This window comes from Amycolatopsis sp. QT-25, from assembly GCF_029369745.1.
Classification (GTDB): domain Bacteria; phylum Actinomycetota; class Actinomycetes; order Mycobacteriales; family Pseudonocardiaceae; genus Amycolatopsis.
Genome location: NZ_CP120210.1, coordinates 1,708,770 through 1,728,149, shown reverse-complemented (window position 1 = coordinate 1,728,149; position 19,380 = coordinate 1,708,770). Strand labels below are relative to the sequence as shown.

General features: G+C 69.4%; 14 protein-coding genes and 1 pseudogene. 7 read left to right on the top strand and 8 right to left on the bottom strand.

The annotated features are described in order from the left end of the window. From P3102_RS08005 to P3102_RS07995, 3 genes are read right to left on the bottom strand one after another with little or no spacing between them, the layout of a single operon-like run. A complete protein-coding gene (locus P3102_RS08005) occupies positions 1-903 on the bottom strand; it encodes an ABC transporter permease (RefSeq protein WP_276367796.1) in 903 nt (300 codons plus the stop codon). Continuing rightward, positions 890-1,672, bottom strand: coding sequence for an ABC transporter ATP-binding protein (locus P3102_RS08000; RefSeq protein WP_276367795.1), 783 nt, complete (start codon positions 1,670-1,672; stop codon positions 890-892). The genes P3102_RS08005 and P3102_RS08000 overlap by 14 nt, the downstream gene beginning before the upstream one ends. 16 nt (positions 1,673-1,688) lie before the next feature. Then, positions 1,689-2,750: an ABC transporter substrate-binding protein gene (locus P3102_RS07995; RefSeq protein ID WP_276367794.1), complete on the bottom strand. Its 1,062-nt coding sequence runs from the start codon at positions 2,748-2,750 to the stop codon at positions 1,689-1,691. Positions 2,751-2,965: 215 nt separating this feature from the next. On the opposite strand from P3102_RS07995, the gene P3102_RS07990 reads away from it, so the two are divergent. After that, positions 2,966-4,486 (top strand): sensor histidine kinase, encoded by a 1,521-nt coding sequence (locus P3102_RS07990; RefSeq protein ID WP_276371042.1) that lies wholly within the window; start codon positions 2,966-2,968, stop codon positions 4,484-4,486. Positions 4,487-4,575: 89 nt separating this feature from the next. On the opposite strand, the gene folP is transcribed toward P3102_RS07990, so the two are convergent. Then, positions 4,576-5,442 carry a dihydropteroate synthase gene (folP, locus tag P3102_RS07985; protein WP_276367792.1) on the bottom strand — a complete coding sequence of 289 codons (867 nt, stop codon included), beginning with the start codon at positions 5,440-5,442 and terminating at the stop codon, positions 4,576-4,578. Between the two features lie 163 nt (positions 5,443-5,605). Here folP and P3102_RS07980 point away from each other — a divergent pair. Continuing rightward, a pseudogene (locus P3102_RS07980) lies at positions 5,606-6,316 on the top strand (glycoside hydrolase family 88 protein); the annotation flags it as partial. A 54-nt stretch (positions 6,317-6,370) separates the two neighbouring features. Beyond that, positions 6,371-7,375 (top strand): helix-turn-helix domain-containing protein, encoded by a 1,005-nt coding sequence (locus P3102_RS07975; RefSeq protein WP_276367790.1) that lies wholly within the window; start codon positions 6,371-6,373, stop codon positions 7,373-7,375. A gap of 326 nt (positions 7,376-7,701) precedes the next feature. Here P3102_RS07975 and P3102_RS07970 read toward each other — a convergent pair whose 3' ends face one another. Both P3102_RS07970 and P3102_RS07965 read right to left on the bottom strand, forming a co-directional pair. Next, positions 7,702-9,273, bottom strand: coding sequence for an alkaline phosphatase D family protein (locus P3102_RS07970; protein WP_276367788.1), 1,572 nt, complete (start codon positions 9,271-9,273; stop codon positions 7,702-7,704). A gap of 43 nt (positions 9,274-9,316) precedes the next feature. Continuing rightward, positions 9,317-9,973, bottom strand: coding sequence for an SH3 domain-containing protein (locus P3102_RS07965; protein ID WP_276367787.1), 657 nt, complete (start codon positions 9,971-9,973; stop codon positions 9,317-9,319). Between the two features lie 142 nt (positions 9,974-10,115). Between P3102_RS07965 and P3102_RS07960 the strand changes: the two genes are divergently transcribed. The 3 genes from P3102_RS07960 to P3102_RS07950 all read left to right on the top strand — a co-directional run bounded on the left by P3102_RS07960 (position 10,116) and on the right by P3102_RS07950 (position 15,849). Further along, a complete protein-coding gene (locus P3102_RS07960) occupies positions 10,116-13,067 on the top strand; it encodes a BTAD domain-containing putative transcriptional regulator (RefSeq protein ID WP_346660169.1) in 2,952 nt (983 codons plus the stop codon). Between the two features lie 135 nt (positions 13,068-13,202). Continuing rightward, on the top strand, positions 13,203-14,429 hold the full coding sequence (locus P3102_RS07955) for a hypothetical protein (RefSeq protein ID WP_276367785.1): 1,227 nt from the start codon (positions 13,203-13,205) through the stop codon (positions 14,427-14,429). Between the two features lie 397 nt (positions 14,430-14,826). Further along, positions 14,827-15,849 carry an autoinducer 2 ABC transporter substrate-binding protein gene (locus tag P3102_RS07950; protein WP_276367783.1) on the top strand — a complete coding sequence of 341 codons (1,023 nt, stop codon included), beginning with the start codon at positions 14,827-14,829 and terminating at the stop codon, positions 15,847-15,849. A gap of 1 nt (position 15,850) precedes the next feature. Here the strand turns inward: P3102_RS07950 and P3102_RS07945 are convergent, their stop codons facing one another. After that, positions 15,851-17,086, bottom strand: a complete 1,236-nt coding sequence (locus P3102_RS07945) for a serine protease (RefSeq protein ID WP_276367781.1) — start codon at positions 17,084-17,086, stop codon at positions 15,851-15,853. 4 nt (positions 17,087-17,090) lie between these two features. Next, positions 17,091-17,855 (bottom strand): DUF4239 domain-containing protein, encoded by a 765-nt coding sequence (locus P3102_RS07940; RefSeq protein ID WP_276367780.1) that lies wholly within the window; start codon positions 17,853-17,855, stop codon positions 17,091-17,093. 485 nt (positions 17,856-18,340) lie between these two features. On the opposite strand from P3102_RS07940, the gene P3102_RS07935 reads away from it, so the two are divergent. Further along, a complete protein-coding gene (locus tag P3102_RS07935; protein WP_276367779.1) occupies positions 18,341-19,366 on the top strand; it encodes a family 2 encapsulin nanocompartment cargo protein polyprenyl transferase in 1,026 nt (341 codons plus the stop codon). Positions 19,367-19,380: the final 14 nt, after the last annotated feature.

Sequence of the window (19,380 nt, the reverse complement as noted above, 5' to 3'; positions counted from 1 at the left end):
CTAAAGGGACGCGGTGAGACCACGAGCACGCAGGACCGAACGTTCCAGCGGCCGGAACACGATCAATTCGATGCCGACGCCGACCAGCAGGATCAGGAAGATCGCCGAGATCACGCCTTCCATGCTGTTGAAGGACGAGCCTTCGTTGAGGTACGCGCCGAGCCCCTTGCCCAGCGCCGGGGACAGCGCGATCAACTCGGCGGCCATCAGCGAACGCCACGAGAACGCCCAGCCCTGTTTGAGCCCGGCCAGGAAACCGGGCAACGCGGCGGGCAGCAGGATGTACCGGGCCGACGAGAGCCGGTTCGCCCCCATGACCTGACCGACGCGCGGCAGGATCGGCGGGATCTGGTCGATGCCGGCGACGAGGCCGTTGGCGATCGAGGGCACCGAACCCAGCAGGACGACGAAGTAGATCGAGGCGTCGTTCAGCCCGAACCACAGGATCGCCGCGGGCACCCAGGCCACCGACGGAAGGCTTTGCAGCCCGGTCAGGAACGGCCCGACGGCGGCGCGGACGAGACGGACCTTCGCCACCAGCAGGCCGAGCGGGGTCCCGATGACCACGCCGATCAGGAAGCCCAGCGCGGCGCGGTGCACCGACGTCCAGACGAATTCGAAGATCTCACCGTCGACGGTGATGCCGACGAGTTCGTCCCAGACCGCGAGCGGCGCGGGCAGCATCGATTCCGACCAGAACGCGGCCGCCCACAGCGCCTGCCACAGCGCGATCAGCAACGCCAGGAAGACCAACGGCGGCACGAAGCCGCGCAGGAACCGCTTTCGCCGGCTTTCCCGGCGTTCCCCGATGGGAGTGTCGAGCGAGTCGAGCCCCGCACCGACGGCCTCGTCGGCCTCGTCCGCCACTGATGGCTCCACGTCGGGGCGGTCAAGCCGCGGCATGGGTACTGATCACCTCCCGGAGGTGACCGGTGATCTCCAAGGTCAGCTCTTCGGCGTCGGCGGCCTGGATTTCGCGCCATTCCCGGACGACCCGGCCCGGCCGCGACGAGAGCAGCACGACCCGCTGGCCGAGCCGGACGGCCTCGCGGACGTCATGGGTCACGAACAGCACCGACGTGCCGGTGCTGCGGTAGACGCGCAGCAGTTCACCCTGCAGGACGTCGCGGGTGATGGCGTCGAGCGCGGCGAACGGCTCGTCCATCAACAACAGCGACTGCTCCGGGTCACCACCGACGCGCAGGGTCGCGGCCAGCGCCCTGGCGAGCGCGACACGCTGCCGCATCCCGCCGGACAACTCGTGCGGCCGCTTGTCGCCCGCGCCGCCGAGGCGGACGAGGTCGAGCAGTTCGGCCGCCTTGTCGCGGCGCTCGGACCGGCCGAAACCGGCGAGGCGCAGCGGCAGTTCCACGTTGCGGGCCGCGGTCAGCCACGGCATCAGCGCGGCCTCCTGGAACATGACGGCGGGCCGGGAGGTCTCGAGGGTGATCGAGCCCGACGTCGGCCGGTCTAGGCCGGCGACCAGGTTCAGCAGCGTGCTCTTGCCGCAGCCGGAGGCGCCGAGAAGGCAGACGAACTCGCCGGGGGCGACCGTCAGGTCCATCCCGTCGAGGGCCACGACGGCGCGCCCGGTCGGCCCGAACGCCTTCCGGACCCCGTCGAGCCGCACGGCGACACCGGTGGACAGGCCGGGCTCCAAGGTGGTCGTCATCGCTGATCCCCTCCGGTCACTTCGTCAGCCCTGGCGCGTTCACGCCGGGCTTGCCCTGCTCGGAGAGCACGGCGTTGAGCGGGCCGAAATCGGCGAACCCCTTGAGGTCCACCGCGGACTTCACCACGCCCGCGGTCACCGAGTCCTGCGCGAGCTGGGTGAAGGTCGACGGCACCGGATCGATGCCGAGTTCGATGCCGGAGAACGCGCGGTCGAGGACGGCCTCGTTCAGTGTGCTGCCGGCAAGCGCCTTGAGTTCTCCGTTGACCACCTTCTTCGCCTCGGCCGGGTTGCCCTTCGCCCAGTCGATGGCGGCGAGTTCACCCTTGAGGATGGCGGTGACGGTTTCCGGATGCTGCTGCAGGAATTCGCTGCGGACGATCACGACCGTGGTCGGGAACTTGCCTTCCGGCCACAGGGTCTTCTCGTCCAACAGGACCTTCGCACCCGCGTCCAGCACGAGCCGCGAGGACCACGGCTCCGGCAGCCAGCCGCCGTCGAGCTCACCCTTCTTGAAGGCGTCGAACGTCTTCGGGTTGTCGAGGTTGGTGACCTTGACGTCGGACAGTTTCTTCTCGGCGACGAACTTCTTGAGCGCGACGTCCTGGGTGTTCGCCAGCGACGGCGTCGCGATGTTCTTGCCGCTGAGCTGCTCCGGTGCGGTGATCTCCGGCTTCACCACCAGCTGCGCGCCGCCGGTGACCGCGCCGGAGACCAGCTGGATGGCGCCCTTGGACTTGGTGAAGGCGTTGATGGCCGGGCCGGAGCCGATGAACGCGACGTCGAGCGAGTTGCCCAGCAGCGCGTTGACCTCTTCGGGGCCGGCGTTGAACGTCTGGGTGGTGAGCTTCGTCGAGCCGAGTTCCTTGGCGAAGAAGCCGTTCTTGACCCCGATCAGGGCGGGCGCGTGCGTCACGTTCGGGAAGTACCCGACGCGCACCTCGGCGGCGGCGCCCTGACTCTTCTGCTCCGCCGGAGCGGCGCCGCTGTCCGCGCGTGAACACCCCGCGATCCCACCGGCCAAGGTCAAGGCGGCGAAGGCCGCGGCCAGTGAGCGGGCTCTGTGGTGGGTGCGCACGGAAGGTCGCCTTTCGGGAATACGACTCGGCTCGGGTGGTGGCGCGAGAGTCGCATGTCCACCCCCGTGCCTGCATCGCCATCCGAATGACGGGAAAGATGCTGGAATTCCTTGACACCAGGCGGAACTCCTGTTCCACATTTCAAGACCGGTATAACGGTTCGGGCCGAACGGGCGAATCACGCTTAGTGGTGAAGCGCCCCCGAACCGTCGCGATGGCGGCCGTGCTGACCGCCGGTCTCGGCCTGGGTGTCGTGGCGACGACGCTCAAGATCGCCGACGGCACGCACACCGTGCTCGACACCACCCTTTCTTCCACGACCGGATTCCTTTTCCTCCTCGCCGGAGCCGTCGCGCACGTGCGCCGCGCCTCGAACCCCATCGGCCCGCTCATCGCGCTGGCCGGGCTCGCGTTGTTCGCCGAGGACCTGCAATTCGCCGACGAGTCGCTCACCCACACCGTCGGCTTGGCGTTGACCGCCGCGTCCAGTCCGGTGATCGCCCATCTCGTGATCGTCTTCCCGCACGGCAGACTCCGGTCCCGCTGGGAACGCGTGCTCGTCCTTTCCGCGTACGCCGTGGTCTTCGGAGCGGCGGTGCTCGGCCTGCCGGTCAACGACGATCCGCAGAACCTCGCCGCGGTCGCCGCGTCACCGGGGGCCGAACAGCTGGTCAAACGGCTGCTGGAACTGGTCGGGGCGCTGATCGGCGCCGGGGTGCTGGTGGTGCTGCTCTACCGCTGGCTCGCCGGACGGCTTCCGCAGCGGCGGCTGCTCTCCCCCGTCGTCGCGATCGCGGTGGTCGGCGCGGTGAGCACCACGGTCGGCAGCGCGCTCGGCTCCGCGCATCCGTTCTCCGAACCGCTGCTGGACGTCTACCGGATCTCGTTCTGCCTGTGGCCGCTGACCTTCCTGATCGGGGTGCTGCGGGCGCGGGTCGGCAACGCGGAGATGGTCCGGCTCCTGCTGGAACGCGACGGTTCCGGCCTGGCCGCGCTCGTGCAGGACGACGAGGTGTGGAAGGACAGCCGGTCGATCGACGCGCTCGACGCGGCCGCCGGGCTGGTGCTGGACAACCAGCGGCTCGCCGCGGAACTGGAGGAGCGCTTCGTCGAGGTCCAGGCCTCCCGTGCCCGCATCGTGGCCGCCGCCGACGACGAGCGGCGACGTCTCGAACGGGACCTGCACGACGGAGCGCAACAACGGCTGGTCAGTGTCGTGCTGCTGTTGAGGATGGCGGGACGGCGGCTCGGGAGCGACCTCACCCCGCCGGTCATGGCCCTGCTGACCGGCACGATCGACGAACTCCAGGCCACCATCACCGAACTGCGTGAGCTCGCGCGCGGGCTCCGCCCCGCGATCCTCACCGAGGCCGGGCTGATGCCCGCGGTCCGGTCACTGCTGGACCGGGTGCCGCTCGCCGTCGACCTCACGGGGGCGGACGTGCCGCGGCTCAGCGGCGCCGTGGAGGCGACGGCGTACTTCGTCGTCTCGGAAGCGGTCACCAACGCCTTGAAGCACGCGCGGGCACGCGAGGTCCGCGTGGACATCCGCGTCGAGGAAGAAGGCCTGCGAGTGGCCGTCCACGACGACGGCACCGGCACGGCCGACATCGACGGCGGCTCCGGACTGCACAGCCTCCGCGACCGGGTCCGGGCGCTCGGCGGCGAACTGACCGTCGCGGGCGAACCCGGCTCGGGCACCACGGTTTCGGCCGTCATCCCGCTGGACGGCTGATCCCGCGAGTTCCGCCTCCAAGCACGCGTGTTTCGCCTCCAAGCACGCGAGTTCCGTGCCTGGACACGCGAAAGTCGACTTCGCCGGAATCAGGCCAGCCCGCGGATGGCGCGCGCGGGCGGCCGAACGCCTTGGATAGACGCCACCATCTCCAGCACCTGCCGCGTACGCCCGACCTCGTGCACCCGGAACACCCGTGCCCCCTCGGACGCCGCCCAGGCGGTCGCGGCGAGGGTCCCGTCGATCCGCTCCGCGAGTTCCACGCCGAGCGTCTCCCCGACGAAGTCCTTGTTGGACAATGCCATCAGCACCGGCCAGCCGGTGCCCGCCAGTTCCCGCGCGTGCCGCAGCAACGCCAGGCTGTGCCACGTGTTCTTGCCGAAGTCGTGGGTCGGGTCGATCAGCACGCCTTCACGCGGGACACCGAGTGCCACGACCGCCTCGGCGCGCGCCGTCGTCTCCGCGACGACGTCGGCGACGACGTCCGGGTAGTTCACCCGGAAGGGGCGGGTGCGCGGGACGGCGTTCCCGGTGTGGGAGCAGACGTAGCCGGTGCCGAACTCCGCGGCGACCTCGGCCAGTTTCGGATCGGCTCCCGCCCAGGTGTCGTTGATCAGATCCGCGCCGGCCTCCGCCGAACGCCTGCCCACCTCGTGCCGCCAGGTGTCGACGCTGATCACCAGGTCGGGATGCAGTTCCCGGATCCGCTCGACGAACGGGACCACCCGTCGGATCTCCTCCTCGACGTCGACCTCGGCACCGGGTCCGGCCTTGACCCCGCCGATGTCGACGATGTCGGCGCCGTCGGCCACCGCGTTGGCGACGGCGGCGAGCGCGTCCGGATCCGAGAAGGTCGCACCCTTGTCGTAAAAGGAATCGGGGGTCCGGTTGACGATCGCCATGACCAGGGCACGGTCCCGGACGACGCGGCGCCCGCGGAAGGTCAGCTCGTTCACGAACCGATCGTAGGCGAGCGGAGGCTTCCGCGGAGAGTGCCGCCCATCGGGATCGTCCCGGACACCGGGAGCACCCCCTCGACTCGCCGTCGAACACCCGAGCAGACGTTGTCCCACAAGGAAGTTCAGCCCGGCGATCCCGGTTTCCCCGTGCAGGAACGGCCTCGGCGGCTGGGGCCACACCCGCGGCCTCTACCTCTACGGCCAGTACCCGGTGTACCGCCGCACCCGCGAGAAGTCCTATCTCGATTACCCCTCGCCTGGTACGGGCAGATATTCCCCTTGCTGTACACCGAAACCGGGCAACGAAGTACAGACCGCCGCGGACAGCTACGCGGCCGGTTCCCGTCCTGTCCTCGGACGTTCGACGGTGTGTACCTGGCACAGCCGTTCCTCTGCAACGAGGAGGCCGCGAAGAACGTCAGCGTCTACTTCGACCGGTTCAAGGAGCCGGCCAAGGGCCTGCTCTACCACGCCTACGCCGAGGACGGTTCGCAACCGTGGGCTTCGGGCGCCGGGCGGCATTCGAAGTACCACTGGGGCCGCGCGATCGGCCGGCTCGGGAGGACGGCGATCGACCTGCTGGAGATCCTGCCCTGCGCCCGTCCGCGGCGAAAGCGGCTCGTCGACGTCGTCCGGTTCCTCGCGGCGGGCTGCACCCGCCGGCAGGACCGGTCCACCGGCCACTGGTTCCAGGTCCTCGACCGAGGCGGCGACAAGGACAACCGATATCGGGAACATCGCCGAAGGCATCAATGTCGGTGACACGGCGTATTACTACGCACCCAAACGCAACATCAACGATTTCCACGGTCTGGACGCGTTTCTTGTCATGAATGAGCAACCGGGTTTCCCAGGCAGTGCCGGGTATTGACCGGAGGCGCTAACATCGCGTGCTGCGACGCCCACTCCCAGGAGGGACGACCGGATGCGCGAGACGCCGCCCCCGGCTTCTTATACCCGGCTCGAACTCGGTGACACCAGCACGATCCCGGTCGGGGTGACGGTTTCCCCGCACGTTTCGCTGGTTTCGATGCTCGTCGAAGTCGTCGGCGGGTACGACCGAGGCATGCCCGCCGCCTGGCGCCGCCAGGTGGGTGCGGCGATCCCCGAACAGGGATATCGCGCGGCGGGCGCCCTGGCCCGCCGGGGCACCTCGGTCCAGCCGGATTTCATCGTCCCGATCAGCCCTGGCGAGGACTCTTCGGCCGCCGCCCAGGCGGAAACGCTGCGTGAGCTGACCGAAACCGACGTCCTGAAAGGCCTCGAAGAGGTTTTCGGCGACCGGTTGCCCGCGCAGTGGCGGCAGGCCGCCGATCAGCCGAGACGCTGGGTCGCCTCGCTCGCGGACGCCTTCACCGCGACCCGGGTGGCGACCGAGAACCTCTGGGCCAAGGCCCGTCCCCTGCTCGATCGCGAAATCGAACGTATCGGCGTCGCCTCCGTCCGAGGCGGGACGGACGCGGTACTCGGGCTGTTGCGGCCGCATTTCCGGTTCAGCAACGGCTGTCTGCTGCTGCCCGACGCGGAACCGGCGCGGTACACCATCCGCGGCCGCAAACTGATCCTGGTCCCGATGCTCGCGGGGTCCCGCTCGGTGGTGTCCAACTTCGACGAAGAGGACGCCATCTGGATCGGCTACCCGCTGCCGGGGCTCGACGGCCTGCTCGACAACGGCAGGCCCGAATCGGTGCCCGGCGTCGAAGGGCTCGACCTCGTGGTCGGCGCCCACCGCGCGAAACTGTTGCGGCACTTGGGAAGGCCCGCCCGGATGGGCGAGATCGCGAATCTGCTGTCGTGTGCCGCCAGCACCGCGACCTACCACTGCGAACAACTCGTTTCGGCCGGGCTGATCCAGCGGCACCGCGAGGGCCAGGTCGTCCTCGTCGTCCGGACGCCTCGCGGTGACGCGCTGGTGGACCTGCTCTCCTGACTCGTGAGCGGGAGGACGGTCGGCACCAAGGGTGTCTCGGGTACGTACTGCCGGAGCGCGGGTGGTGGTTTCGCGTGACTGGATGGACGACACACGTGTTGGGATGGACGACACGTGATACCGCCGGTGCTGGGCCTCGTGAGCGGTAAGGACGTTAGGGCCGAGGATGTCTTAGGTACCTACGCGGATTCCGACTGCAGTCGATCCCATGCCTGCCAAGTACATGAAGGCCCCCTTCACTGCGCCAGGCGCAAGGAAGGAGGCCTTCATGTACTTGAGCGGGCAAGGGGACACCGGGACCGAACCGGTCAGGACTCACGAGACCGCTAGACCCGCTGCAACCCCGGCTTCCCGGCCTCGACGACGTAGGAGCGGTCCGCGGCCAGGGTCACCTTCGAGAAGTCGGACTCGGTGGTGTCCGAAACCGTCATGAAGTCCGCCCGCAGCTGCGTTCGCGACGCCGTCACCCGGACGTAGCCGCGCTTTCCCCGGCAGTACTTGATGTGCGGGTTGTTCGAGAGCCAGGCGGACGACGGGTCGGTCGCGGTGTCGCTGTGGCTCGTGACCGAGGTCGTCACCAGTTCCGAACCGAACACCGGGTCACCGTGGTCGAAGTAGTCGCGGCGCAGATCGGCCGCCCAGTGCCGGTGGACGTCGCCGGTCAGCACGATCGGGTTCGGCACCTTGCGGTCCACGATGCCCTTCGCGATCCGGTCGCGGGAGGCCTCGTAGCCCTGCCACGAATCGGGGCTTTCGCAGGTCGCTTTGTCGCCGTCACCGTCACGGGTGGCGAAGAAGACCTGCTGGCCGAGGAAGTCCCACTTCGCCGGGTGCGTCTCCAGCGCCTTCAGCAGCCAAGCCTCCTGCGTCGTGCCCAGGATGCCGCGGGACGTCGACCGCATGTCGGTGCACGACGGCCCCGCCGAACCGGAGGGGTCGGGCACCTGCGCGTTGCGGTACTGGCGGGTGTCGAGCAGGTGGAACCGGGCGAGGTCACCCCAGCCGAACTGCCGGTACAGCCGGATCGACGCGCCGCTCGGTTTGGCGGTGGACCGGATCGGCATGTTCTCGTAGAACGCCTGAAAACCGGCGGCCTTGCGGTCCGCGGTGGCCGGGGCGGTGGTGCCGTTCCAGTTGTTCATCACCTCGTGGTCGTCGAAGACCACGACCCACGGCGCCATCGCGTGCGCGTTCTGCAGGTCGGCGTCGGTCTTGTGCTGGGCGTGCCGGGCGCGGTACTGGGCCAGCGTCGTCACGTCCTCGGTGAAGGCCAGCCTGCGCGGATTCCGGTCGGCGGCGACGCGGCCGGACTTCCGCTCGTACATGTAGTCGCCGAGGAACAGCACCAGTTCCGGGTCGTCGGCGAGCATTCCCTTGTACGAGTGGTACCAGCCCTCCTCCCAGTGCTGACACGAGGAGAAGGTGTACTTCAGCTGACTGACCGCCGCTCCGGCGGCGGGCGCGGTCCGGGTCCGGCCGACGGGCGAGAGGTAGCCGCCGGTCTTGAACCGGTAGAAGTACTCACGGCCCGGCTGGAGCCCGACCGGCTCGACGTGCACGCTGTGCCCGGAGGCGCGGGCCGCGGTCGCGGTGCCGCGCTGGACGACCGAGGAGAACGCCTGGTCGTTCGCGATCTCCCAGTCGACCGGGTACGAAGCGTCCGGCATCCCGCCGAAACCGTCGGGGTTCAGTGGGGCGGGAGCGAGCCGCGTCCACAGCACGACACTGTCCGGCAGGGGATCACCCGAGGCGACACCGAGCTGGAACGGGTCGCGGATGGCGGGCGCCGCCACCCTCGTTCTCACGTTCGCCCACGAAGGCGACGTCGAGGACAAGGCCGCCGCCGAAACCGCCGCGGCCCCACCGAGGAGTACCGCTCGCCGGTTCACCTGACCCATGAGAATTCAACCTTTCGCAGTGCGGAAAGAACGGGAAGGAATTTCACGCGGCGTAATCGGTGATGCCGCCGCTACAGGCTTCGAGGGCCGGATTCGCGGCGGCGTCGGCGACGCAGACCTTGTAATAGACCCACGATCCCTTCGCGACCGGCACGGCCTTGTCGACGTGGGTGCCGTTGCCGCCGGAGGCCCAGACGTAGAACGGGCCGGCGCCGCCCTTCAGCCAGTAGGCGACCACGGCGGACTTGCCGTCGGCGTCCTTGTCGTAGACGAGGAAACGAGCATCCGATGAACGGAACCGGCCCTCGCCCGCGCAGCCGCCGGTGGAACACTCGGCGCTGCCGGAGCCGACCCCGCAGTCGGGCGCGATCCGCTGGTCGGAGCCGGTATGGACGTAACTGTCCGAGACGTAACCGCCGAGCGCGGGAACGTAGTCCCACAACGTCGTCGTGCCCAGTGGACCGGTGACCGAGGTCCCGGTCGTCTGGCAGTCGATGGTCACCGTGGCCCCGTTGGCCACCGTGCCCACCGCGGTCGAGGAGGTGCTCGGGGCACGGCGCACGTTCAGCGGATCACCCGCCGTCTTCACGGTCCCGGTGGCCGCGGCCAGTGCGGGAGTGGCTCCGGCGAGCCCCAAGGCGCCCGCCGTCACCAGCACGAGAAAGAAACCGGCGAGCCGCCGGACACTTGAACGCTTCATGACTTCAGCGTCGACCGGCGTCGTACACATCACGTACAAACGCCGACCGATGTCCGCACGTGCCTGCGAATGGATCTAGCCATCATGGCGGGACGGCAATATTATCGGCGGATATGGGGCTCCTGCCGTATTGGCGGTTTAGGTGACTATTCTCGGGTTTCGCGTTCTCGGTCCGCTCGAAGTGGCGGTGGACGGACAGGTGGTGCCGCTCGGCGGCCCCAAACCGCGGCTGCTGCTGGCCGCCCTCCTGCTCCAGCCCAACGTCGTCGTCTCCACCGAACTGCTGATCGAGGTCCTGTGGCCTTCGTCTGCGCCTCGTTCGGCGGCGGCGAACATCCGTACCTACGTCCATTCACTCCGCAAACGCCTCGCCGACCACGACCCCGAACTCGGGGAACGCATCGGAAGCCGGGCTTCCGGCTACATCCTCAAGGCCTCTCCCGCGGAGATCGACCACGTCCGCTTCGGTGAATTGGCCGCCCACGCCCAGTCCGCGCTCGGCCGCGGAGACGCCGAATCCGCCCTCGACCTGCTGGATCAAGCCGAAGCGCTGTGGCGCGGAGAAGTACTCGAAGGGCTTCCCCACGACCACGGCTGGGGCGCGACCGTGGCCCGGCTGACGGAATTGCGCCTCGCGGTCCAGGAACAGCGGCTGCGGGCCAGGATCGAACTCGGCCGGACCGCCGAGGCCGTCGCCGAACTGCGCGGCCTGGTCACCGGACATCCACTGCGTGAAGGGCTCTGGCGGCAGCTGATCGTCGCGTTGCGGGCCGACGGCCGCACGGCCGACGCGATCGAAGCTTACGAAACGGCCGAGAAGGTGCTGGCCGACGAACTCGGCACCGCACCGGGCCCGCGGCTGAAGGAACTGCGGGCTTCCCTGATCAGGGCGCCTTCCGTGCGCCCGGACGCCGTGGCCGCCGCCCTCCCCCGGCCGATGGCGCCGGTGTGCCAGCTTCCACTGGACCTGCCCGATTTCACCGGCCGCGAGGGGATCGTCGGCGAACTCGTCGGCCTCTTCCGCGCTCGCCGCGACCAGGGAAAGCCCGCGATCGCGGTGCTTTCGGGCGCGCCGGGGGTCGGCAAGTCCTCCGTCGCGATCCGGGTGGCGCACGCGGTCCGGGAGGACTTCCCGGACGGGCAGCTGCACGTCGATCTCGCCGGGACGTCGTCCTCGCCCCGGCCTCCGATGGCCGTGCTCGCCGAGTTGCTCCGCGCGCTGGGCGTCCCCGACGCGGGCCTGCCGCGTGAGCTCCCCGAACGCGCGGCGCTGCTGCGGTCCCGGCTCACCACCCTGCGGATGTGCGTCGTGCTCGACGACGCCGGCAGCGCGGCGCAGGTCCGGCCGCTGCTGCCCGGCGCGGGCTCCTGCGCGGTCCTGATCACCAGCCGGGTCCGGATGCCGGATCTGGCCGGGGCCACCCCGGTCGACGTCGACCTCCTGCCCGAAGCCGAGGCCGCGACGCTGCTCGAAGGCATCGTCGGCGCCGAAAGGGTCACCGCCGAACCGGACTGCGCGGCGGCGATCCTGCGCCACTGCGGGTATCTGCCGCTGGCGATCCGGGTGGCCGGGGCGAAGCTGACCCACCGGCCGGGCTGGACGTTGCGCGTGCTGGCGGACCGGCTGCGGGACGAGAGACGAAGGTTGGACGAGCTCCGCGTCGGCGATCTCGCCGTCCGGGCCAGTGTGACCCTCAGCTACGACCTCCTGCCGATGTCGGCGGCGACCGCGTTCCGCGGCCTCGGCGGGCTCGGCTCGGTCCAGTTCCCCGGCTGGGTGGTCGCGGCCCTGCTCGGCCGCACGCACGGTGAAGACGTCCTCGACGTACTGGTGGACGCCCATCTGGTCGAGCTCAGCGGCTCGGACGGCACCGGCGAACCTCGCTACCGCCTGCATGACCTGTTGCGGTGCTACGCGCTCGAACTGCGCGCGCAGGACGTCCCGGCGAAAGCGCACGACGCCACGAAACGCGTGCTGGAGGGCTATCTCGCGCTCGCGGTCTCGGCCGCGGACCGGATGCCGATCCACTTCTTCGGGCTCTACCGGGACGACACGGCCGTCCAGCCCGCGCTCCCGCCGGGCACCGCGCGGCTGATCGAGGATCCGGCCGCGTGGTTCGCCGCCGAACGGCACACCTGCGTGGCCGCCGTCTCGCTGGCCGCCGACCTCGGCTTCGACGCGCTGGCCTGGCGGCTCGCCGCGGCGCTGGCGCCCTACTTCGACCAGCGCGGGCACCAGGACGACTGGCTGCACACGCACGCCGTCGCGCTCGCCGCCGCGCGCCGGTCCGGCGACGTCCGCGGTGAGGCGATCATCCAGCGCAACCTCGGGCAGATCCAGCTCTACCAGGACAGTTACGCCGAGGCCTTGGTCGCGTTCGAGCAGTCGGAGCTGCTCTTCGACAAGATCGGTGACGCGCGGGGCGCGGCGATCTCGCTGGCCGGGCTCGGGACGGTGCTGCGGATCAACGGCGAGGGCACCGTCGCGCTGGAGCATTGTCACGCGGCGCTCGCCCAGTTCGTGGCGGCCGGTGATCCGCACGGCGAGGCGGTCGTGCGGATCGCGATCGGCGCGGTGTGGCTGGCGCGGCGCCGGTTCTCCGACGCGGAACGCTGGTTCACCGAGGCGCTCGAACAGTCCGCGCGCATCGGCGACCGGCATCGCGAGGCGCACGCGCTGAAGCGGCTCGCGATGCTGCGGCAGCATCAGGGCGACCTCGCGGGCGCGCGGGAGGGGGTCGACCGGGCGATCGCGATCTTCAACGAACTCGGCGACGACCATTGTGTCGGCTACGCGAACCAGAACCTCGGCGAGCTGTACCTGCACAGCGGCGACCTGGCCCACGCGCAACTGCTGCTGGTCAATTCGCTGAGCGTGCACCGGCGCAACGGGGACCGCCGGTCCGAGGCCGAGGTGTCGCAGTTGCTCGGAGAACTGCACGAGGCGCTGAGCCAGCCCGAGCGGTCGCGGACGTATTCGGAGCGCGCGCTGGCGTTGTGGCGGGAACTCTCCGCGCGGCCCCAGGAATCCGCACTCGCTTCGCGTTTGCAGGAATCGGCCGCAGCGTCCTACGACGACTCCGCGAGCGCCTGACCTTTTCGCAATTCGGCACCTGGTTGCGGGGTTCACCCATCGCAACCAGGTGCCGAATTGTGTTTGTATCGATCGTGTACAGGTCCCGGCGAAGCTCCCTTCGTAGCAACCGAGAGTGCTCGAAGGGAGACCGGAATGGTCCGGACCGTTAAGACCCGCCGGGTGATGGCGGCCGTGCTGGCCGTGGGGACGGTCACCGCCTTGGCCGCCGGCCCCGCGCACGCGGCACCCGAAGGAAGCTGGCGCGCCGACCTGTCCACCGTGGACGGCGACGACGTCAACGTCCGCAGCGACGGCGGCGTGCTCAACCTGGAGAACGCCGCCTGGCACAGAAAACCCGACTCCATCGGCAGCCAGGGCTACCTGCTGCTGGCCGAACAGGAGCTCGGGAAGCCGGTGAACCGGGTCTCCGCCCAGGTGGCCGCCGACGCGCCGAAGGGCACCGAGGTCGAGGTCGACGTCCGCGGCAAGCTCAACGCCCGGGACTGGACGGAGTGGACACCCACCGAGGGCGGCGCCGCCCTGCTGTCCGCTTCGGTCTCCACGGTTCAGGTCCGCATCGGACTGCGCACGATGACCGACGGCGTGACCGCGAAGGTCAGCGACGTCACCCTCCAGGGTGATCTCGGCCCGCAGGTGAACGCGATCGGCGGGGCCGCGGCCCCGCTGACGTCCAAGGTCTACGGCACCCGCGAAGGCCTCACCGGCCGCGCCACCGCCAACGGGCACGTCATCAAGTCCCGCGACCACTTCGTCGCCCTCCCCTCGGGCCGCGGCCTGGCGCCGAAGAACACCGGGAACTACACCGTGCGCGTCTGCCGCACGGACAACAGCCGCTGCGAATACGCGCCGGTGTGGGACGTCGGCCCGTGGAACACCAAGGACGACTACTGGAACCCGTCGGCCACCCGCCAGATGTGGAAGAACCTGCCGCAGGGCAAGCCCGAAGCGCAGGCCGCGTACCAAGACGGCTACAACGGCGGCAAGGACGAGTTCGGCCGCAAGGTGGCCAACCCGGCGGGCATCGACCTCGCGGACGGCACCTTCTGGGACGGTCTGAAGATGACCGACAACGGCTGGGTCAACGTCTCCTACCTGTGGACCGGCTCCGGCCCGACCGGCGTCGTCAGCACGGCGGGCGACCCGATGAACGTCCGGGCCTCCGCGAGCACCAGCGCGGCGATCAAAGGTCTCGCGGCGAACTACGCGAAGGTCACCATCGAATGCTACGTCGAGGGTGAGACCGTCACCGGCAAGTTCGGCACCAGCAACGTCTGGGACCGGATCGGCCCTGGGCACTACATCTCCGACACCTACCTGCAGACCGGATCGGACCTGCCGGTGGCGCCCAAATGCTCGTGATCCACTGAACCCCCCTGAACGCGAAGGCCCGGCGCACCCCAGAGCGCCGGGCCTTCGCCCTTTCGGCCACGCTTCCGCCCGCGTGCGGGACACGCGGTTCGGCACGATGCGAACTTCCGTCCCGCTCAGTGACGCGCGTTCTCCGGTACCTGAAGGCCCCCTTCCTTGCGTCTAAGCACAGGAAGGGGGCCTTCAGGTGCTTCGAGCGGAACCGAGCGACAGTCACCCAAAGTCACCCCCGTAGGCCGAGCCGGTAATCGGGCCAGGTCGATGAACTCACTTCCGTAACCCTTTGCGCTCATCCGGTTGACCGGGGTAACCGAAGACCCTAGTTTCGCCGGAGGTCTCCACCGCGCGCAGACCGATCGGCTGATTCAGGTAGTTCCGTGACTATGGGGTGGAGATGCGAGGGCCGACGAAGACGCTCGTCGTTGCCACTGTGCTCGGTTTGGGCATGGTGTTCGGGCTGACCGGCTGCGCCGGCGAAGAACCGGCGGGGACGGCGGCCAAGCCGATCCGGATCGCGTTCGTGCCGAAGGTCGCGGGCATCCCGTACTTCGAGGCGATGAACACCGGCGGGCAGGCCGCGGCGAAGCAGCTCGGGGTGGAATGGACCTCGACGGGTCCGGCCACGGTGGACCCCGCGGCGCAGGATTCGATCGTGCGCCGCCTGGTCGACCAGCAGGTGGACGTCATCGCGATCGCGCCGAACGATCCCAGGGCGATCGCGCCCGCGATCACCGACGCGCGGGCGAAGGGCGTCCATGTGATCACTTCGGACACCGACGCGCCGGGCACCGATCGCGAACTCTTCGTCAGCCAGGCGACCCCGGAGGGCATCGGCAAGGCGCTCACCGACGCGTTGATGAAGAAGATGGGGAACGCGGGCAAGTACGCGATCGTCTCCTGTGGCGAGACCGCCGAGAACCTCAACGCGTGGATCGCCGTCCAGCGTGCCTATACGGCTTCGCACTACCCGCGAGCGCAACTGGTCGAGACGGTCTACGCGGGTGAGGACAAGGACACCGCCACCGCGCTCGCCAAAGAGCTGATGGCCAAGTACCCGGACCTCACCGGCCTGATCGGTGAGTGCACGACGTCCGCGCCCGGGGTGGCCGAGGCGGTCCGTTCGCAGCAGAAGATCGGCCGCGTCTTCACCGTCGGGGTCGGGACGCCGCAGGCGATCAAGCCGTATCTGCTGGACGGTTCCTCGTCCCTTTCGGTGCTGTGGAACGTCGAATCGCTCGGCTACCTCACCGCTTGGGCGGGCAAGCAGATCGCCGAGGGCAAACCACTCGGCCCGTCGAACAAGGTCAATCTCGAACTCCCCGCGATCAAGTACGAGGAAGGCAAGAAAACCGTGCTGCTGGGCGACCCGCTGCTGATCACGCGCGAGAACGTGGACCAGTTCAAGTACTGACTCACCGGGCCCGCCGGACGGCACCCGCGGCCGCGGCACCACCGAGGATCAGCACCAACGCGGTCATGCTCCAACGCCGCTTCTCCTTCGTGCGGGCGTGCGAATCGATCTCCGCCGCCGCTTCCTTCCGTTCCTTCGGTGGCGCCGAACGAGACGGCTTCGGCACGGCGACGGGTGGCGGGATCACCTTGGCGGCGAAAGGGGGCGCCGGGCTCGACGAAGGACTCGGCGTCGGTGTCGGGCCAGGCCTCGGGCTCGACGACGGAGTCGCGCTGGGAGACGGGGTGCGAGAAGGAGCAGGCGTGGGAGCCGGGGTGGGCGTCGGAGCAGGGGTGGGCGTCGGACTTGAGGTGGGAGTGGGGGTGGGCGTCGGCTTGGGCGGTTCCGGTTTCGGCGGCTCGGGGACCTCGGCCGCGGTGAGGCAGCCCGCGGCGTCCGAACCCGCCAGCGGCGGTCCCGAACGCACCACGGTCACTTGCCCGCTTCGGTTCAGCCGGTAGAGCACGCTGCGCCCGCCGATCCGGTTCGCCGTGGCGTACAGGGCACCGTCGCGGCCGAGCACGACCGAACCGTAGACGTCGGCGGGCGGGAAGCGCGCGTCATCGGTCTCGCGGACCTTGCCGGACGCCGGGTCGATGGTGATCACGGCGCCCTTTCCGCGCCAGGTGGTGGAAACGCCGTAGAGCAGCCCGTTGTGGTAGGCGAAGTCGTTGACGTCGTAGGCGAGGCTGATCGGCCGCAGGAACACCGTCTTGACCACCCGCAGGTACCGCTCCCCCGGCGTCAAGTCCACTGTGTACAGTGTGCCGTTCCTGAGCAGGTACCAGGAATTCCCGCCGATCGCGCCGGCGGTCGCCCCCGTGACCGGGCTCCACACCGGCAGCCGGTTCCCGGCGCGGGTGATCGGGCCGAGGTCCTGGATGTCGCCGTCCCGATCGATCGTCACCGCGTGCGCGCCCCGGCTGAGCCCTTCGGCGACACCGAAGACCCGGTCCCGCGTCGCCGAGTAGCCGAGCGCGTTGAGCCGGTAGCCCGAATCGGTCACCCTCGACGTGACCCCCGAGCCGACGTCGATCCAGCGCAGCTTCGACTTCCCGTGCGACCCGGTCTCGGCCTGCACCACCAGACAGGACTCGGCGGCACGCGCGGCCATCGGGGCCAGCAGCGCCGACGCCCCCACCAGCCCGGCGACGGCCACCGTCGCCGCCGTCCGCGTCACCCCGTCCACGGTGCGCACCGGCTCAAGAGATCCTCGCCAGCGCGGAGGTGAACGCGTCGGGTGGGATCCCCACGCCGCCGCCGAACGGGTTCTGCAGCTGGTAGATCGCGAACAGCAGCAACGTGACCGTGCCGGCCAGCGTCGAGACAATCACCAGGTGGGCGGCCAGCCGCGTGCCGCCGAACAGGTTGGGCAGCAGCACCGAAATGAGGCTCCCGAGGATCAGGGCGAACCAGACCACCCCGCCGACCTTGCCCCCCTCGACCGCGTTGAGCCGCTGCTGCCGGGCCTCGTAGACCTGCCAGAGCTGGGCGGACGCCTCGGCCTTGCGCTCGCGGACCCAGTCGTCGTCCGTGGGAGCCTTGTCGACGGCCTTGCGGAGCTGGTCGAGCTGGGCCCAGCCGGTCTCGGGGACGGCCTCCTTGCCGCCTGCCATCTGCGGCCATTCCTTCTGTTCGACGGTGGAGATGTACTCCTTGCTCAGCTTCCGCACCTCGTCCTTGACCTCGGTCCCCAGGGAATCGGCGGCCCAGACGGCGGCGACCAGGCTGTCCGCCTCGTGGTACGAGCCTTCGCGCGCGGCACTCGCGGAGTCGAAGAGGGAGATCAGGATGAACGCCACCATGACGGCGTGCAGGCCGCCGACGATGGTGAACACCTGGCCGGCGGCGTCGTTGTTGTCGGGCCGTCCTTCGTCCCAGCCGAACCGGCGGACGAGATAGCCGACGAATCCCGCCAAGGCCGCCGCGCCGACGACCCAAGCGATGCCGGTCAGGTAAATACCCATTCGACTCCTTCCCTGCGCAGAGTGCTGAAACTAGTTCACGCCGAGACCGGCGGAGAAGAGCCCTTTCCCCAATTCATACCGAAGGCGGACGAGGCCAGGTCGATCGTCACCTCCTCGGCCCAATTTCCCGAAGGGCGAAACGATTTCCGACACGCGGAGGAAAGGCCCGTCACCGGTCGGAGAACGCGGCTTCACGATCGGGTGAGCAGCCACCACGAGACGTCACCGGCCCGGTCGAATACGGCGTTTCGCGTAGCTCCGGCACCTGAACGGCCGTCACGGAGCGACGCGTCCGGAGCAGTCCGGCAAACAGGTGAACCTCTCCGTAGACCCGATCGAGTCGTTCGTCCGGGCATTACCGCTTGCTATGTTGACTTTGCCCCCGGCCCACTCGAATGGGTTTCCACGAATTGTGCCGACAACAGTTCACCTGGTCGACCACCGGTGGTGCGATCCCGTCGACTGCCAGACCGAAAGGGAGTCCGTTGACGACCATCGAAACACCTACCGGTGCCCGGCCCGCCGTCGAAGTGCTGGGCTGGAGCCGGAATCTGCTCGACCCGGCACTGCGCGAGGCCGTCGACGGACTGCCCGAATCGATGCGGCTCATCGCCGGCTACCACTTCGGCTGGTGGGACGAGCACGGCCGTCCCTCTACTTCGGACAGTGGGAAGGCCTTGCGGCCCGCGCTGGCACTGTTGTCGGCGCAGGCCGTCGGCGGGGACGCCGAAATCGCCGTCCCGGTGGGGGTCGCGGTGGAGATGGTGCACAACTTCTCCCTGCTGCACGACGACGTGATGGACGCCGACACCACCCGGCGGCACCGCCCGACGGCCTGGACCGTTTTCGGTACCGGCGCGGCGATTCTCGCCGGGGACGCCTTGCTGTGCCGAGCCTTCGAGGTGCTGTCCCCGTTCGGACAGAACGCCTTGCGCGTGCTCAGCACGGCCGTCATCGACCTGCTGGAGGGCCAGAGCGCGGATCTGAAGTTCGAGGAACGCGGTGACGTCGACACCGCCGAATGCGTACGCATGGCCGAGGGGAAGACCGGCGCGTTGCTCGGGGCGTCCTGCACGCTCGGCGCGCTCGCCGGGGAAGGGAGGCAGGATCAAGTCGACCGGCTGACCGAGTACGGGAGGGCACTCGGGCTGGCGTTCCAGCACATCGACGATCTTCTCGGGATCTGGGGCGATCCGGCGGTGACCGGGAAACCGGTCCACTCGGATCTTTCCCACCGGAAGAAGTCCCTGCCGGTGGTGGCCGCGCTCCACTCCGGGACGGACGCCGGGCGAGAACTGGAGGCCTTGTACCGCAAGGAAACCCTCGACGCCGCGGAAGTACCCCACGCGGCGGAGCTGGTGGAACGGGCGGGCGGCCGGACGTGGAGTCAGGAGCAGGCCGACGCGCTCCTGACCGGCGCGCTGCACCATCTCGCCGTCGCGGATCCGGTGCCCCGCCCGGGCGCCGAGCTCGCGGCCCTCGCGAAACTGGTGGTGCGGCGACGATACTGAAGACGGGCACGGGA

Bases quoted from the DNA above. Each gene is read 5' to 3' on its own strand.
- P3102_RS08005 (WP_276367796.1), bottom strand. From the start codon at position 903: ATGCCGCGGCTTGACCGCCCCGACGTGGAGCCATCAGTGGCGGACGAG.
- P3102_RS08000 (WP_276367795.1), bottom strand. From the start codon at position 1,672: ATGACGACCACCTTGGAGCCCGGCCTGTCCACCGGTGTCGCCGTGCGG.
- P3102_RS07990 (WP_276371042.1), top strand. From the start codon at position 2,966: ATGGCGGCCGTGCTGACCGCCGGTCTCGGCCTGGGTGTCGTGGCGACG.
- P3102_RS07975 (WP_276367790.1), top strand. From the start codon at position 6,371: ATGCGCGAGACGCCGCCCCCGGCTTCTTATACCCGGCTCGAACTCGGT.
- P3102_RS07970 (WP_276367788.1), bottom strand. From the start codon at position 9,273: ATGGGTCAGGTGAACCGGCGAGCGGTACTCCTCGGTGGGGCCGCGGCG.
- P3102_RS07965 (WP_276367787.1), bottom strand. From the start codon at position 9,973: ATGAAGCGTTCAAGTGTCCGGCGGCTCGCCGGTTTCTTTCTCGTGCTG.
- P3102_RS07955 (WP_276367785.1), top strand. From the start codon at position 13,203: ATGGTCCGGACCGTTAAGACCCGCCGGGTGATGGCGGCCGTGCTGGCC.
- P3102_RS07940 (WP_276367780.1), bottom strand. From the start codon at position 17,855: ATGGGTATTTACCTGACCGGCATCGCTTGGGTCGTCGGCGCGGCGGCC.